This window comes from Ancylobacter dichloromethanicus (genome assembly GCF_018390645.1).
Classification (GTDB): domain Bacteria; phylum Pseudomonadota; class Alphaproteobacteria; order Rhizobiales; family Xanthobacteraceae; genus Ancylobacter; species Ancylobacter dichloromethanicus.
Genome location: NZ_JAHBGC010000020.1, coordinates 646,806 through 661,447, shown reverse-complemented (window position 1 = coordinate 661,447; position 14,642 = coordinate 646,806). Strand labels below are relative to the sequence as shown.

Genomic DNA, 14,642 nt, shown 5'->3' with positions numbered 1-14,642 from the left:
AGGGGCGAGGCGTCACATCATCCGTGTCCGCCCGGTCGCGCCGACCGGCGAGGTTGAGAGGTACTGGATCGAACAGCGCACCAGTTCGGGCAGGCTGGTCGCCCCAAGCTTGGCTTTGAGCGCCGAACAGGTGTTGGCGACCGTCTTGTAGCTGATCCCCAACTCGTCGGCGATGTGAGTGTAGTCCTTGCCCTCGGCGAGCAGCGACAGCGTCTGCAACTCCCGCGGCGTGATGTCGGCCAGCGGCGCGGTCTTGCGTGAGCCGAGCATCGCCACCTGCATGGCGAGGTCGTGGCTCATATAGGGCTGGCCGCGACGCACCCGCTCGAAGGCCTCCAGCAGCGCTCCGGACGAGGTGTCCTTGAGCACATAGCCATTGGCGCCGGCCTCCAGTGCGCGGCTGGCGATGACCGGATCGCCATGCATGGAGAAGACGAGGATCGGCGTGCGCGCATCCTGCATCCGCAGCCGGCGCACCAGCACCAGCCCGCTCAAGCCATTACCCTGCAGGGCGAGGTCGACGATGACCACGTCCGGCTTCTCGCGGCGGAACAGCCGGTAGCCGGCGAGCACGGTGCTGGCTTCCAGCACGCGCTCCACCCCCGCATCCTCCAGCAGCCGCCGGCAGCCCTGCAGCACGATGGGATGGTCGTCGATCACGAGCGCGCAGGTCATTGGGCGGCAAGCCTTTCCGGAGCGGCCGACAGGCCGAATTCGCAGGGGTGGGCGGGAATCGACACCTCGATACGGGTGCCGGAAGGCGTCGCCGGCAGGATACGCCAGACGCCGCCGAGGGCCCCGATACGCTCCTCCATGCCGATCAGCCCGAAACCGCGCGGCGCCCCGGCGGCGATGCCGCTGCCGTCATCCTCGATGATCAGGTCGAGCCGGCCCTCGAGGCGCGCGCCGCGCAGCGTGATGGCGATGTTGCGGGCGCCGCCATGGCGCAGCGCGTTGGTCACCGCTTCCTGGATGCAGCGATAGATGGTGATGTCGACACTGTCACCATAGCGCTCGGCAAGGCCCTCCGTCGCCAGCGCGACGCGGCGGCCGGGTGAGTGGCTCTCGAAATCAGCCACCAGGTCGGCGATCACCGCGGCCAGTGGCACATGGCCCAGCGCCATGGGACGAATCTTGCGCAGCAGGCGCCGGTTCAGCCCCTGTATGCGGTCGAGAATGTCGGTCATGGTCGCGATGCGCTCACCCATGCGCTGGGCCAGCGTGGGCTCGGCGCGGGCGGCGAGGCGGTCGATCGATTCGAGATTGGCGCGCAATCCGAACACGCAGGGGCCCAGTTCGTCGTGAAGGTCCGAGGCGATCTGCCGGCGCTCGTCATCCTGCACGCTTACCAGCCGCTCGTTCAGCCGTGCATTGTCGTCGCCGGCCGCCTTCAGCGCCACGCCGAGGGCGTTGAAGCGGTCGGCGATCAGCGCCAGTTCGCGCACGCGCGGCGGCGACAGCCGGTGTTCGAACCGCCCCGCCTCCAGCTCGTGCAAGCCGGCCGAAAGCGTGCGCAGCGGCATCAGCAGTCGGCCGAGCACGATATAGAGCGCCGCCAGTATGGCGATGTTGACCGCAATCGCGAGCAGGGCGAGATCGGACATGTCCTCCCACACTTCAGCAATCTCGTCGGAAGCCTCGCCAGCGACACGCACCTGCCCCACGGCCGCGCCGTTCTCGACGATGGGAATCACCATTTCCTGACGCTCCACCGTCACCAGCCGGGCGAACCAGGGCGGCACCTCCCCTTCGCTCCCCTCCTCCTCGTCGTCCGCCGGGGCGATGTCGACCGCGTTACCGGCCCGGTCCTCGATGCGGATGCGCACATGGCGCAGCCCGCTGATGTGCAGCGGCAGTTGCGTCAGCGAGCCGGCGGCACCGTCGGCACTGGCGAGCCGCTCCACCGTTTCCTGCACGAAGCGCTCGGCGACGGCGAGCGAGGACAGGATTTCGGTCTCGGTAGCGCGGCGGGCATTGGCGATGATGACCACCACCGCGACCAGCGCGGCGCATAGATTGATGGCGACCACGGCGGCCATCACCTGCCAGCGCAGCGAGCGCCGCTGCCACAGGCCGAAACGGGCCGTCCGGGGCGTCGTCCCGGGCAACAAGGCTTTCATGGCGTCGCGTCTCCGGCTTTCGAGGCGGGCTCGGCGCGCAGCGCGGCCAGCGCGGCGGGCCGGTCCATGCCCTGGACCCGCAGATTGTAATAGTGCTGGCACAGATCGCTGAAGCCGGCCCGCGACCCTTTCGCCGCCAGCGTGGAGAAATCGGCGATGATCTCCCGCGCCGACTCGCGGATGCCGATCTCCGACAGCATCGTCTCCAGCTGTACCGCGCGGTTGGCGATCATCCGGCTGGTCTCGCCGAAACGCTCATCGGCCCCGTCGAGCACGCCGCGCCACGCTGTGGTGGCCGGGTCCGTCGCGGCGACATCGGCTCCCGCCTCGCGGCTCGCCAGCCACAGCTCCGGTGCCGTGTCGTCGGTGGGCTGAAGCCAGGTCTTGCCCGCCACTGCGCCCTCGCCCGCCGCGACGACGCGCTCGCCCCGCTCCGGCCCGCTCTCGCCAGGACAGCCGGCAAGGCCGAAGGCGAGGACAAGGCCCAGCATCAGGCGAGGAAATGGCAACGGCAAGGTACTCATCTATACTTATAAACTTCTTATGAAGCGCAAACGCTCTACCACACAGGCACCCCGGCGCCAGCGCTGCGGGAAAGACCGGCACGGCGCCGCTCCACTGGCGAATGATGCGCCTCAACGTGCTGATATACAATCTTTTTTGATCGACTTAGGCAAGGCTTCCGGGAGCCGGCTGAGAATTATCTTGGTGATCGGGAAAAAGTTCCTGCCCCGAATTTCCATTCTGCCTAAAGACAATAAATCCGCAGACAGCGAACAATACTCCCACGACAAGCATACTCTTAAAAAATCATAAGAATTCTCCGCCACCTCCCAAGATATTCTCATGGAAAGAGCCCTGCCATGAGCGGGGGCGGCGAGGGATAAAAGAGACCCGCACGTCGACGGCGAAGCCGGGGCGCAGCGGGACGGCCTGGGACTAGGAAACGCGAGGGAATACCCAATGAGCCGACTGCACTCTTCGGTGTCCGCGGTCACCGTCGCCGCCGCTCTGGCGGCCGCGGTGAGCTTCGGCGCCTCGGCGCCGGCGGTTGCCAACGACAAGCTCGTCGAGCTGTCGAAAAGCACCGACAATTGGCCGATGACCGGCAAGAACTACAGCGCCAACAATTACAGCGAGGCGACCCAGATCAACAAGGAGAACGTCAAGCAGCTTCGTCCTGCCTGGTCGTTCTCCACCGGCGTGCTGTCGGGCCATGAGGGCACCCCCCTCGTCGTCGACGGCGTGATGTACATCCACTCGCCCTTCCCCAACACGACCTTCGCGGTCGGGCTGGACGATCCGGGCAAGATCCTGTGGCAGCACAAGCCGAAGCAGAACCCGACCGCCCGCGTGGTGGCCTGCTGCGACGTCGTCAACCGCGGCCTCGCCTACTGGCCCGGCAATGGCACGGTCGGCCCGCTGATCGTCAAGACCCAGCTCGACGGCCATGTCGTCGCCCTCGATGCCAAGACTGGCGAGGAGTTCTGGAAGCTTGAGAACTCCGACATCAAGGTCGGCTCGACGCTCACCATCGCTCCCTATGTGGTGAAGGACACGGTGCTGGTCGGCTCCTCGGGCGCCGAGCTCGGCGTGCGCGGCTACGTCACCGCCTACGACATGGCCACCGGCGCGCAGAAATGGCGTGCCTATGCCACCGGCCCGGACGAGGAAGTGCGCCTCGCCGACGACTTCAACAGCGCCAACCCGCATTACGGCCAGAAGGGCCTCGGCAAGGCGACCTGGGAAGGCGAGGCCTGGAAGATCGGCGGCGGCACCAACTGGGGCTGGTATGCCTTCGACCCGGACACCAACCTGTTCTACTACGGCTCGGGCAACCCGGCGCCGTGGAACGAGACAATGCGTCCGGGCGACAACAAGTGGACGATGACCATCTGGGGTCGCGACATCGACACCGGTAACGCCAAGTTCGGCTACCAGAAGACCCCGCACGACGAATGGGACTATGCCGGCGTCAACGTCATGATGCTCTCCGAGCAACAGGACAAGGAAGGGAAGATGCGCAAGCTTCTCACCCATCCCGACCGTAACGGCATCGTCTATTCGCTCGACCGCACCAATGGCGACCTCGTCTCGGCCGACAAGATCGACGACACGGTCAACTGGGTGAAGAAGGTCGATTTGAAGACCGGCCTGCCCGAGCGCGACCCGGAATACGGGACCCGCATGGACCACAAGGCCCGCGACATCTGCCCCTCGGCGATGGGCTATCATAACCAGGGACATGACTCCTACGATCCGGAGCGCAAGTCCTTCTTCATGGGCATCAACCACATCTGCATGGACTGGGAGCCCTTCATGCTCCCCTACCGTGCCGGCCAGTTCTTCGTCGGTGCGACCCTGTGGATGTATCCGGGCCCGAAGGGTGACCGCCAGACCTATGAAGGTCTCGGTCAGGTGAAGGCCTATGACGCCATCAACAACAAGTTCAAGTGGCAGGTGATGGAACGTTTCGCGGCCTGGGGCGGCACGCTCGCCACCGCTGGCGGCGTGATGTTCTACGGCACGCTGGACGGCTTCATCAAGGCGCGCGACAGCGACACCGGTGAACTGCTGTGGAAGTTCAAGCTTCCCTCCGGCGTTATCGGCCACCCGATGACCTACACCCGTGACGGCAAGCAGTACGTCGCCATCTATTACGGCGTCGGCGGCTGGCCGGGTGTCGGCCTGGTGTTCGACCTCAACGACCCGACCGCCGGCCTCGGCTCGGTGGGCGCCTTCAAGCAGCTCCAGCACTACACCCAGATGGGTGGTGGCGTGATGGTGTTCTCGCTCAATGGCGACGGCCCCTACAGCGATCCGAACGTCGGCGAGTACTCGACGGACGTGATGCAGGGCGGCGGCTGACACCCGCCAGACGCGCCGCCTGCCGCGCCTGGCGCGGCGGGCGGCGCTGTCTCCGAAGGCCGATTGTCCGGCAGCTGACTGTTCGGCTCCTGCCGGATGCCAGGCGGAAGGGGCGGCGCGCGCCTGATGGCAGCGTGCCTCCCCTACCCCGCACGATCTCTCGAACTAGAAAAATCTCGTCCAGGAGGACCCAAAATGTCCACGCGACAGGTCGTCAGCCGGCTCGCCATTGCCGCCGGGCTCGCTCTTTCCGGTTTCGCCTTCGCCGGGCACGCGGACGCCGCGACCGTCGAGGCGGACAAGGCCGGGGGCCGCAACCCCGATGAATTGCGCATCTGCGCGTCCAATGCCGAGGCCCCGTTCTCCGCTCCCGATTCCACCGGCTTCGAGGACCGCATCGCCACCGTCCTGGCGCAGGCCATGGGCCGCAAGGTGGTATTCGTGCGCAGCGACCAGCCCGGCATCTATCTGGTGCGCGACCAGCTCGACAAGAACAATTGCGACGTGGTGATGGGCGTCGATGTCGGCGACGAGCGCGTGCTCATCTCCACGCCCTATTACCGTACTTCTTACGTGCTGGTGACCAAGGCCGAGCGCGGCATCACCACCGGCGACTGGGAAGACCAGCAGATCAGGGACCAGACCCGTTTCGCGGTGCGCTTCTACTCGCCCGCCGAGACCATGCTCAAGCGCATCGGCCGCTTCGAGGACAATGCGGCCTACATGTACTCGCTGGTGAACTTCAAGTCCCGCCGCAACCAGTGGATCCAGGTGCCGGGCGACCGCATCGTGACCGAGGTCGCGTCCGGCGAGGCCGATGTCGGCATCGCCTTCGCGCCCGAGGTGGCGCGCTATGTGAAGAATTCCTCCACGCCGCTGCGCATGACGGTCATCACCCGAGACATCGACCGGCCCAACGATACGCCGATCCCGATGCATTACGACCAGGCGATCGGTGTGCGGAAGAACGATCCGGCCCTGCTCAAGGAGATCAACGAGGCGCTGCAGAAGGCGCGTCCGCAGATCGAGCAGATCCTGACGCAGGAAGGCATCCCGCTGCTTGAACCCAACACCTGATGCCGCCTTCCGACGCACCGGCCGTGTCCGCCGGGCCGCTGGTGCGCCCCCGATCTCTCGCTGTGAACAAGGTTCGATGACGAAGACGATTTTCACGAAGAAGGCGGCCGCCCTGCTGCTGGCCGGCGCCCTCGGGGCCGGCGTGCTCGGGGTCGGCGCCCGTGCCGCGATCATGCTGAGCAACACCATCACCGGGCAGCCGCTCGACCTCTCCGAAGCGCCGGAAGAGGGCCGCGACACCAAGGCGGTGAAGGTCTTTCTGGAGACGGGAAAGAACATCTACAACGAGGATGCCGTCTGCCTGCCCAAGGCGCATGAAATCTTCCTGTCCATGTGCTCGGGCTGCCATGGCCATTATGCCGAGGGCAAGATCGGCCCCGGCCTCAACGATTCCTACTGGACCTATCCGAAGAACGAAACCGACCAGGGCTTGTTCGAGACGGTGTTCGGCGGCGCCAACGGCCAGATGGGCCCGATGTACGGCGCGCTCAACATGAACGAGATGCTGCTCGCCATGGCCTGGGTCCGGCATCTCTACAAGGACGATCCGAAGGGTGCCGTGTGGCTGAGCGACGAGCAGCGCAGCACGTTCAAGCCCTTCGACGCGAACGCCAAGCATGTCGAGCCAGCCGAAGAGCTGCCCGAGGCGTGCGGCGGGCCGGCGGGCTGAGCCGCGTCGGTCGAAGACGGGTGGAAAACGACCAGGAGACTGAACATGAGCATCATCGAACGCAGCTTCACCTACGCCTTGACCCTTGCCGGCGCCGGCGCGCTGTCCCTCGCCATGATCGGCGGCGCCAGCGCCTATGACGGCACCAACTGCAGGGCGCCCGGCAATTGCTGGGAAGCCAAGCCCGGCTACCCCGAACAGGTGGCCGGCTCCAAGTACGACCCCAAGCATGATCCGAAGGAGCTGAACAAGCAGTCGGAATCGATCAAGGCGATGGAAGCCCGCAACGCGCAGCGGGTCGCCAATTTCGAGAAGACCGGCAAGTGGGTCTACGACGTGAGCAAGATCCCGAGCTCGAACTGACGTTCGGCACGGCTTTATTTTCCGAGACCCCACTTGCGGGCGGACGCAATTCTCCTGTCCGCCCCGCGATCCTCCGGGCCAAGCCGCCCGGTTTGTGGGCAACTGGCGCGGCCAACGCCGGACGGGCTTGTCCCGTTCGCGTGGGCCGCGCCCTTTTCCGGCACACGCGGCATCTCGCCTGTCGGCCTGAAAGGCTTCCCGATGCATCTCGTTCGCGATCCCGATTCCGTGCTGTCGGACTGGCACGCCCATGCGCTGCGTTTCGAGCGCGAGATCGGAAAGGCGGTGCTGGGGCAGGAACGGGTCATACGTCTGCTCACCATCGCCACCTTTGCCCGCGGCCATGTGCTGCTGGAGGGCGATGTCGGTGTCGGCAAGACCACGCTGCTGCGCGCCATGGCGCGGGCCATCGGCGGCGCCTTCGAGCGCATCGAGGGCACCATCGACCTGATGCCGGGCGACCTCGTCTATCACGCCCATCTGGGCGAGGACGGCAAGCCGCGCATCGACCCCGGGCCGCTGCTGCGGCAGGGCGAGGATCTCTCCATCTTCTTCTTCAACGAGATCAACCGCGCCCGCCCGCAGGTGCACTCGCTGCTGCTGCGGCTGATGGCGGAACGCTCGGTCTCGGCCTTCAATCGCGAATACCGCTTCCCTCATGTGCAGGTCTTCGCCGACCGCAACCGGGTCGAACGCGAGGAGACCTTCGAACTGCCCGCCGCCGCCCGCGACCGGTTCCTGATGGAGGTCCAGGTCCTCATGCCGGCAGAGACCGAGGCGCGCCGCGAACTGGTGTTCGATCCGCGCTTCCACGATGTCGACACGCTGCTGATGGATGTCGAGAGCGGTGTGCTCGACCCGGAGGCCCTCGGCACGGTGGCGCGCGCGATCCAGATCGGCGTGCGCACCAGCCCGGCGCTGGAGCAGTACACCCTGGCGCTGTGGGAGGGGGTGCGCGATCCCGCCGCGCTCGGCCTCGCCATTGACGGCGTCGATATCGACCGGCTGGTGCAGGGCGGCGCCTCCCCGCGCGGCATGAGCTACCTGGTCCGGGCCGCCCGCGTGCGCGCCTGGATGGAGGGCCGCGACATGGTGGTGCCCGAAGATCTGCGCGCGGTGTTTCCCGAGGTCATGGCCCATCGCATCTTCATCGACCCGGTCTATGAGCTGCGACGCGAGCCGATCGTCGCCGCCCTCATCGCCGGCGTGTTCGAGAGGGTTCCCGCGCCATGAAGCCGCCCGCCGGCACGCCGACGCCGCCGGCCGGCACGTTGCGGCCCGCCGAGCTGCGCCCCCTGCCCTACCGCCTGCGCTGGCGGCCGGAAGGCATCTTTCCCGGCGCCCATCCCGGGCGCGGCGAGGGCGCGGAGGGCGAGTTCCGCCGCCATGTCTCGCTGCTGCGCCAGCCCGACCCGCGTCGCATCGATCTGCGCGTGTCGCTGCGCGATCCCCATGGCGAGCTCCATGTGCGCCAATTCGCGCCGCGCCGCACGGTGCCGGTCGCCGCGCTGGTCGACCTGTCCGGCTCGATGCGTTTCGGCGAGACGGTGCCGCAGCGCGTGGCGGAGCTTTGCGCGGTGCTGGCGCTCTCCGCCGTGCGCTCGGCCGACAGCTTCGGCCTGTTCGGCTGCGACGCGGGAGTGAACGCAGCGGCAAGCCTGCCATTCTCGCGCCGGCGCGGGCTGGAGCAGGAGGTGCATGAGCGCCTCGCCGCCGCCCGGCCGCAGGGTGCCGGCGCGGCCGGTCTGTTCGAGGCCGCCGAACGCCTGCCGGGGCGCCGGGCACTGGTCTTTCTCGTCTCCGATTTCCTCATGCCGGCCGGCGACATAGACCGCCTTCTCGATGCGCTGTGGCGGCATGACCTGATCCCGGTGATCGTCCGCGACGGCGCGGTGGAGGAAAACCTGCCGCGCTGGGGCCTGATCGAGCTGGGCGACCTGGAGACCGGGGCGGCGCGGCTCGTCTTCATGCGTCCCGCCCTGCGGGCCCGCTGGGTGCAGGCGGCCCACGAGCGGCGCCGGGCGCTGGGCGCGCTGTTCGCCCGTCGCGGCCTGCGTCCGTTCGATCTCACGGACACCCTCGACACCGATGCGCTGGCCGAACGGCTGATGGAGGGGTGAATGGAGCGGTTCGCGCGCATCCTTCCGCTTCTCCTTCTGCTGGCCGGGGCCGCTCCCGCCGCCGCGCAGCTGCGCTCGGTTGATCTCTACGCGCCGCGCGGCTTCGGCTACGTCATCGGCGACACGCTCACCCTGACCGCCGAAGTGGCGCTGGACGCGCCCTTCGTGCTCGATCCCGCCTCGCTGCCGCAGCCACGCGCGCTCGATTACTGGCTCGACCTGCGCCAAGCCCGCCTCGCCGATCATGGCGTCCGCGATGGCGTGCACCGCTACACGCTCGATCTGGTCTACCAGACCTTCTACGCGCCGCTGGAGCCGCGCCGGATGACCATTCCCGCCGTGTCGCTGTTCGCCATCGACGGCGAGAGGCGGGTGCCGGTGGAGGTGCCGGCCTGGTCGTTCCTGATGTCACCGCTGCGCGAGATCGTCGCCACCGGCCCGGGTCCGGCCATGGTGCTGCGACCCGACATCTCGCCCGGCCCGATCCCCATCGCCGCTTTGCTGCGCAACCTGGCGGCGGCGCTCGGCGTGGCGTTGCTGGCCTTCCTTGCGCTTGCCTGGCAGATGGGCTGGGGACCGTTCGGCCGGCGGCGGGCGCGCCCCTTCACCCGGGCGGCACGGGCGATCCCGGCGACGCTCAGGGCTCCGGCCGGCGATCCGGGCAGCCCGGCGTCCGGCTATGGCAGTGCGCTGCGCATGCTGCACCGCGCCTTCGACGCCACCGACGGCCGCGGCGTGTTCGCCGAGGACCTGCCGGGCTTTTTCGAGCGCCACATGGCCTTCCGCTCCGCCGAGTTGGAGATAAGGCGGCTGTTCGACGCCTCCCGCCGGGCCTTCTTCGGCGCCGACCCCGCCGGGGCGCAGCGCGACCTGCCGCCGGCCGACCTCGTCGCCCTCGCGCGCCGGCTCCGCGCCGTTGAGCGGGGCACGCTATGACCGCCGTCTTCGCCGTCTGGGAGGGGCTGAGCCGCGGCTGGGGCGTCGACCATCCGCTGCTGCTCTGGCTGCTGCCGCTCGCCTTGCTGCCGCTGGTCGCCACCGCCTTCCGGCGCCGCGGCATCCCCTCGGCCACCCTGGTGCCGGACGATCCGCTGTCGCGGGCGATGGCGGCCGGGCTGCGGGCGGCCGGTACCTTCGCCATCCTGGCGCTGGTCCTCGGCATTGCCGGTCTGCATCGGCGCGAGCAGAGCGTGCAACGCGAGGGCAATGGCGCCCATCTGGTGCTGCTGCTCGACCGTTCCTCCAGCATGGACAACAGCTTCGCCGACCGCGCCCCGACCGGCGACCAGGAATCGAAATCGGCCGCCGCCAAGCGCCTGCTCGCGGAGTTCGTCGCCCGCCGCCCGCATGACCGGATCGCGGTCGCCGCCTTCTCGACCTCGCCCATGCCGGTGCTGCCGCTGACCGACCATCACGAGGTGGTGCAGGCGGCGATCGACGCCATCGACCGGCCCGGCCTCGCCTTCACCGATGTCGGGCGCGGGCTGGCGCTCGCCTTTTCCTATTTCGCCGACGACACCGCCGAAGCCTCCCGCGCGGTTCTGCTGGTCTCGGACGGCGCGGCGCTGATCGACCGCCGGGTGCAGGACGCGTTGCGCGACGCGGCGGCGCGCACGCCGGTGCATCTCTACTGGCTGTTCCTGCGCTCGCGCGGCGCGCGCGGCATCTACGACGTGCCGGCCTCCGGCGACGATACCGCGCAGGCCAATCCGGAACGCCACCTGCACCTCTTCCTGCAGAGCCTCGGCGTGCCCTACCGCGCCTTCGAGGCGACCAGCCCGCAGGCGGTGGCGGAGGCGATCACCGAGATCGACCGCCAGGAAACCCAGCCGATCCGCTACATCGAGCGCATCCCGCGCCGCGACCTCGCCCACCCGGCATTCCTGATCGCCGGCCTCGCCGTCGTGCTGCTGCTGGCGGCCAAGCTCGCCGAGCGGCGGCTTCGGCCCGCCGCGGCGTCTTCGGCAACACCGGCCGCGAACCCGGCCAAGCCATCGCCCGCCGGTCCGGCGCCGGCCACCGACCCAAGGAGGGCCGCATGAGGAGAGAGCGCCTCGCGCTGTTGGTCACCCTTCTGGTGTTCGCCAGCAGCCTCGCGGCGGCGGCGTGGCTCGGCGCGCGGCTGTTCGTCGCCGAGCGCGACAACGCGCTGATCGCCTCGCTCGGCGCGGGACACGACCTCGCGGTCAGCACCGACGACCCGCCGGAACTGCTGTTCGCCCGGCTGCATTTCCTCGCTACCCGCGACCGCCTCGACGAGGCCCAGCCGCTGCTCAACCAGTTGGCCTCCGGCGACGACCGTCGCCTCGCCGTCGCCGCTCTTTACGACATGGCCAATGCCCGGCTGCGGCTGGCCTTCGACCAGCTCGAATCGAACCGGATCGACCCGGCCATTCCATTGGTGCGGCTGGCCAAGGACAATTACCGTCGCGCGCTGACCCTCGATCCCGGCTTCTGGGACGGCAAGTATAATCTCGATATCGCCATGCGGCTGGTGCGCGATTTCCCCCAGATCGATCTCGAGGGCGAGGAGATCCCGCCTGAGGCCGCCAAGAAGCTGTGGACCGACCTTCCCGGCCTGCCGAGGGGGCTGCCATGAGGAGTGCGAGCCACGAGAGCCGCGGCCTCGGTCGCGACTGGCGGTTCTGGCTGCTGCTGGTGGCACTGGTCGCCATTCTCGCCGCTCTGTTCGCACCGCGCATCGTGCGCATCGGTAATGTGCGCGACCTGCTGCTGGTGGTCGACGTGACCGGCAGCATGAATGTGCGCGACGCCACCCTTGCCGGCGCGCCGGCCACCCGTCTGGCGGCAGCGAAGCGCGGCGCGCGTGATGTTCTCGCCGGCCTCCCCTGCGGGTCGCGGATGGGCCTCGGCATCTTCACCGAGCGGCGCAGCTTCCTGCTCTTCGCGCCGGCCGAAGTGTGCGAGAATTTCGCCGCCATCGCCGGCTCGCTCGACGGTCTCGACTGGCGCATGGCCTGGGAAGGCGACAGCTATGTCGCCCGCGGTGTGCATGGCGCGCTCGCCATGGCCGGCGGCCTCGACGCCGATCTCGTCTTCATGACCGATGGCCACGAGGCGCCCCCGCTCGCCAATGGCGAACTCCCGGCCTTTGACGGCAGGCCGGGCGAGGTGGCCGGCCTGCTGGTCGGCGTGGGCGGCAGCGACCCCTCGCCAATCCCGAAATTCGACCAGGACGGGCGCGAGGTCGGCTTCTACACCGAGCAGGACGTGCCGCAGGAGAACCGCATCGGGCCGCCGCCGGCGGACGCCGCCTCGCGCGCCGGCTGGAACCCGCGCAACGCGCCCTGGGGCGGCGAGCCGGCCACCGGCACGGAACATCTCTCCTCGATGCGCGAGGCGCATCTGCGTGCGCTCGCCTCGCAGACCGGGCTCGGCTTCCTCGCGCTCGGCTCCGGCGGCGGGCTGCTGGCGGCCGTGGAGGCCGATACCCGCGCCCGTCCGGTGGAGATGCGTGTCGACATTGCCGCGATCCCCGCAGCACTGGCGCTGTTCTGCCTCGCGCTGCTCTTCGGGCTCGGCGCCACCACGTCCCGGCGCCCGGAACGGCTCCCCACCCGCTAAAGGAAAAGACGATGCTTCAACAACTTGCGCTGGCGTTCTCGCTTCTTCTGTTCGCCCCCGTGGCGGCCCTCGCCCATGGTCCGACGCCGCAGCGCGCCGACGAGACGATCGTGATCGCCGCCCCGCCGGAGGCGGTGTGGGCGGAACTGGTGAAATTCGGCGACATCGGCGCGTGGCACCCGCTGGTGAAGAAGGTCACCGCCACCGGCGGCGACGCGGCCGGCGCCGAACGCGTGCTCACACTGGAGAAAGGCGAGGTCACCGAAGGGCTCGACGAGACCGACCCGGCGGCGCGGCGCCTCTCTTACCGGCTGCTGAAGGAGAATGCCGAGGCGATCCCGGTCAGCTTCTACACCCAGACCATCGAGGTGAAGCCCGAGGGCAGCGGCAGCGAAGTGTCGTGGGGCGCCCGCTTCTACCGCGCCGACACCACCAACGAGCCGCCGGAGGACCGCAATGACGAGGCCGCCATCGCCGCGATGAACGACTTCATCAAGCAGGGTCTCGAAGGACTGAAGGCCAAGGTGACGGCCAAGTGAACGCCGTGCTGGCGCGGCTCGCCCGCACGGTACCGGTCGCTCTCGTGGCACTCGGCCTGCTCGCGGCCGAGGCGCGCGCGCAGGCCGCCCCGCCCCTCGTCGCAATCGTCTCGCAAAAGGCGGCGATGGTGACTCTGGTCGACGCCGAGGCGGTGCGGGTGGTGGCGGAAATCCCGGTCGCGGCCGTTCCCGCCGGCCTCGCCGCCGCGCCGGACGGGCGCACGCTCTATGTCACCCATCCCGACCTCAGCCTCATCAGCGCGATCGACGTGGCCACCCGCGCGGTCACGGCGACGTTCAAGGTCGGGCTGGAGCCGTTCGGCGTCGCGGTAATCGAGGGCGGCCGCAGCCTGCTGGTCGGCGACTGGAGCGCCGATGCGCTGATCCGGCTCGACGCCGCGACCGGCGTGGAAACCGGGCGCGTGGCGGTCGGGCGCGCGCCGGCCGGGCTGGTCGTCGACGAAGCCGTCAGCCGGGCCTATCTCGCCGACCGCGAGAGCAACCAGGTCAGCGTCGTCGACATCGCAGCGCTGAAACGGGTCGCCACCGTGCCGACCGGGCGCGCACCATTCGCCCTCGCCCTCTCGCCCGATGGCGGCCGGCTCTATATCGCCAATGTCCAGAGCGGGGATTTGTCGGTGGTCGCGACCGCCGATCCACCGCGCGAGGTCAAGCGGCTCAAGGTCGGGCTCATGCCCTATGGCGTCGCGGTGACGCCGGATGGCCGCGAGATCGTGGTGAGCAACCAGCAGAGCGGCAAGCTTGCCATCGTCGACGCCGACACGTTGACGCTGGCGCCGCAGCAGCCCTCGCTCGGCTCCTTTCCCGAGGGCATCGCTGTCGTGTCACCGGCAAAGGCCGTGGCGGTCGACTGGGCTGGCGACGACGTGGTGGTGATCGACATTCCCCGCCGGACGATCACCGGCCGCGTCAAGGTGGCGACCGGACCGCGCAACCTTGTCGTCCTTGGCGGGCGCGGTGCGCCGTGAAGGGCGCGTCGGCACGTGCCGACGGCGCTACTGGTTCCAGTCGATACGTGGAATCTCGCGCCGTACCGATTCCACCGCGGTACGCAGCTGCTCCAGCCGCCATTGCCGGTAGGCGTGGCCGCCGCCGCCCTGCCGCGCGATTGTGGCGGTCCAGTTCGGCCCATCCCCGGAGGTGTCGACCGGAAGGATGCCGACCTCGTGCTCGGCTATGCGGCCCAGTCGGGGCTGCACGGTCTCCGCGATCCGTCGCGAAATATCGGTGGCCGTCGTCATCGCCGTACTCCACAGCTCCGCCAGGCCCGCCGGACATG

16 protein-coding genes are annotated in these 14,642 nt (G+C 68.8%); 12 read left to right on the top strand and 4 right to left on the bottom strand.

The genetic code is table 11. The features are described 5' to 3' along the window. Positions 1 to 12: 12 nt before the first annotated feature. Genes KHC23_RS11840 through KHC23_RS11830 form a run of 3 tightly spaced genes read right to left on the bottom strand, consistent with a single transcriptional unit; the run spans position 13 to position 2,644 of the window. On the bottom strand, positions 13 to 675 hold the full coding sequence (locus tag KHC23_RS11840) for a response regulator transcription factor (RefSeq protein ID WP_213372695.1): 663 nt from the start codon (positions 673 to 675) through the stop codon (positions 13 to 15). Further along, the gene (locus KHC23_RS11835) at positions 672 to 2,120 is read right to left on the bottom strand and encodes an ATP-binding protein (RefSeq protein WP_213372693.1); all 1,449 of its coding nucleotides are present in this window, start codon (positions 2,118 to 2,120) and stop codon (positions 672 to 674) included. The genes KHC23_RS11840 and KHC23_RS11835 overlap by 4 nt, the downstream gene beginning before the upstream one ends. Then, a complete protein-coding gene (locus KHC23_RS11830) occupies positions 2,117 to 2,644 on the bottom strand; it encodes a hypothetical protein (RefSeq protein ID WP_213372691.1) in 528 nt (175 codons plus the stop codon). Before KHC23_RS11830 ends, KHC23_RS11835 begins: the two co-directional genes overlap by 4 nt. A 439-nt stretch (positions 2,645 to 3,083) precedes the next feature. Here KHC23_RS11830 and KHC23_RS11825 point away from each other — a divergent pair, with 439 nt between their 5' ends. The 12 genes from KHC23_RS11825 (at position 3,084) to KHC23_RS11770 (ending at position 14,331) form a co-directional block, all read left to right on the top strand. Then, the gene (locus KHC23_RS11825; protein WP_213372689.1) at positions 3,084 to 4,988 is read left to right on the top strand and encodes a methanol/ethanol family PQQ-dependent dehydrogenase; all 1,905 of its coding nucleotides are present in this window, start codon (positions 3,084 to 3,086) and stop codon (positions 4,986 to 4,988) included. Positions 4,989 to 5,183: 195 nt separating this feature from the next. Continuing rightward, complete coding sequence (gene moxJ, locus KHC23_RS11820; protein ID WP_213372687.1) at positions 5,184 to 6,065, top strand: methanol oxidation system protein MoxJ; 882 nt, start codon at positions 5,184 to 5,186, stop codon at positions 6,063 to 6,065. Positions 6,066 to 6,141: 76 nt separating this feature from the next. After that, positions 6,142 to 6,735 (top strand): cytochrome c(L), periplasmic, encoded by a 594-nt coding sequence (gene moxG / locus KHC23_RS11815; RefSeq protein ID WP_213372685.1) that lies wholly within the window; start codon positions 6,142 to 6,144, stop codon positions 6,733 to 6,735. A gap of 114 nt (positions 6,736 to 6,849) precedes the next feature. Beyond that, complete coding sequence (locus KHC23_RS11810; RefSeq protein ID WP_373878508.1) at positions 6,850 to 7,098, top strand: methanol dehydrogenase [cytochrome c] subunit; 249 nt, start codon at positions 6,850 to 6,852, stop codon at positions 7,096 to 7,098. A gap of 201 nt (positions 7,099 to 7,299) precedes the next feature. Next, positions 7,300 to 8,331: an AAA family ATPase gene (locus KHC23_RS11805; protein ID WP_213372681.1), complete on the top strand. Its 1,032-nt coding sequence runs from the start codon at positions 7,300 to 7,302 to the stop codon at positions 8,329 to 8,331. Further along, positions 8,328 to 9,218 (top strand): DUF58 domain-containing protein, encoded by an 891-nt coding sequence (locus KHC23_RS11800; RefSeq protein WP_213372679.1) that lies wholly within the window; start codon positions 8,328 to 8,330, stop codon positions 9,216 to 9,218. Before KHC23_RS11805 ends, KHC23_RS11800 begins: the two co-directional genes overlap by 4 nt. Then, the gene (locus tag KHC23_RS11795) at positions 9,219 to 10,154 is read left to right on the top strand and encodes a nonribosomal peptide synthetase MxaA (RefSeq protein WP_213372677.1); all 936 of its coding nucleotides are present in this window, start codon (positions 9,219 to 9,221) and stop codon (positions 10,152 to 10,154) included. Then, the gene (locus tag KHC23_RS11790; RefSeq protein WP_213372674.1) at positions 10,151 to 11,260 is read left to right on the top strand and encodes a vWA domain-containing protein; all 1,110 of its coding nucleotides are present in this window, start codon (positions 10,151 to 10,153) and stop codon (positions 11,258 to 11,260) included. Before KHC23_RS11795 ends, KHC23_RS11790 begins: the two co-directional genes overlap by 4 nt. Next, a complete protein-coding gene (locus tag KHC23_RS11785) occupies positions 11,257 to 11,817 on the top strand; it encodes a hypothetical protein (RefSeq protein ID WP_213372673.1) in 561 nt (186 codons plus the stop codon). The genes KHC23_RS11790 and KHC23_RS11785 overlap by 4 nt, the downstream gene beginning before the upstream one ends. Continuing rightward, entirely contained in the window at positions 11,814 to 12,803 is a 990-nt protein-coding gene (locus KHC23_RS11780; RefSeq protein WP_213372671.1) for a vWA domain-containing protein, read from the top strand. Before KHC23_RS11785 ends, KHC23_RS11780 begins: the two co-directional genes overlap by 4 nt. Before the next feature lie 11 nt (positions 12,804 to 12,814). Further along, a complete protein-coding gene (locus KHC23_RS11775) occupies positions 12,815 to 13,342 on the top strand; it encodes an SRPBCC family protein (protein WP_213372669.1) in 528 nt (175 codons plus the stop codon). Continuing rightward, positions 13,339 to 14,331, top strand: a complete 993-nt coding sequence (locus KHC23_RS11770) for a YncE family protein (protein WP_213372667.1) — start codon at positions 13,339 to 13,341, stop codon at positions 14,329 to 14,331. Before KHC23_RS11775 ends, KHC23_RS11770 begins: the two co-directional genes overlap by 4 nt. Positions 14,332 to 14,358: 27 nt before the next feature. On the opposite strand, the gene KHC23_RS11765 is transcribed toward KHC23_RS11770, so the two are convergent. Next, complete coding sequence (locus KHC23_RS11765) at positions 14,359 to 14,604, bottom strand: hypothetical protein (protein ID WP_213372665.1); 246 nt, start codon at positions 14,602 to 14,604, stop codon at positions 14,359 to 14,361. Positions 14,605 to 14,642: the final 38 nt, after the last annotated feature.

Bases quoted from the DNA above. Each gene is read 5' to 3' on its own strand.
- KHC23_RS11840 (WP_213372695.1), bottom strand. From the start codon at position 675: ATGACCTGCGCGCTCGTGATCGACGACCATCCCATCGTGCTGCAGGGC.
- KHC23_RS11835 (WP_213372693.1), bottom strand. From the start codon at position 2,120: ATGAAAGCCTTGTTGCCCGGGACGACGCCCCGGACGGCCCGTTTCGGC.
- KHC23_RS11830 (WP_213372691.1), bottom strand. From the start codon at position 2,644: ATGAGTACCTTGCCGTTGCCATTTCCTCGCCTGATGCTGGGCCTTGTC.
- KHC23_RS11825 (WP_213372689.1), top strand. From the start codon at position 3,084: ATGAGCCGACTGCACTCTTCGGTGTCCGCGGTCACCGTCGCCGCCGCT.
- moxJ (WP_213372687.1), top strand. From the start codon at position 5,184: ATGTCCACGCGACAGGTCGTCAGCCGGCTCGCCATTGCCGCCGGGCTC.
- moxG (WP_213372685.1), top strand. From the start codon at position 6,142: ATGACGAAGACGATTTTCACGAAGAAGGCGGCCGCCCTGCTGCTGGCC.
- KHC23_RS11810 (WP_373878508.1), top strand. From the start codon at position 6,850: ATGATCGGCGGCGCCAGCGCCTATGACGGCACCAACTGCAGGGCGCCC.
- KHC23_RS11805 (WP_213372681.1), top strand. From the start codon at position 7,300: ATGCATCTCGTTCGCGATCCCGATTCCGTGCTGTCGGACTGGCACGCC.
- KHC23_RS11800 (WP_213372679.1), top strand. From the start codon at position 8,328: ATGAAGCCGCCCGCCGGCACGCCGACGCCGCCGGCCGGCACGTTGCGG.
- KHC23_RS11795 (WP_213372677.1), top strand. From the start codon at position 9,219: ATGGAGCGGTTCGCGCGCATCCTTCCGCTTCTCCTTCTGCTGGCCGGG.
- KHC23_RS11790 (WP_213372674.1), top strand. From the start codon at position 10,151: ATGACCGCCGTCTTCGCCGTCTGGGAGGGGCTGAGCCGCGGCTGGGGC.
- KHC23_RS11785 (WP_213372673.1), top strand. From the start codon at position 11,257: ATGAGGAGAGAGCGCCTCGCGCTGTTGGTCACCCTTCTGGTGTTCGCC.
- KHC23_RS11780 (WP_213372671.1), top strand. From the start codon at position 11,814: ATGAGGAGTGCGAGCCACGAGAGCCGCGGCCTCGGTCGCGACTGGCGG.
- KHC23_RS11775 (WP_213372669.1), top strand. From the start codon at position 12,815: ATGCTTCAACAACTTGCGCTGGCGTTCTCGCTTCTTCTGTTCGCCCCC.
- KHC23_RS11765 (WP_213372665.1), bottom strand. From the start codon at position 14,604: ATGACGACGGCCACCGATATTTCGCGACGGATCGCGGAGACCGTGCAG.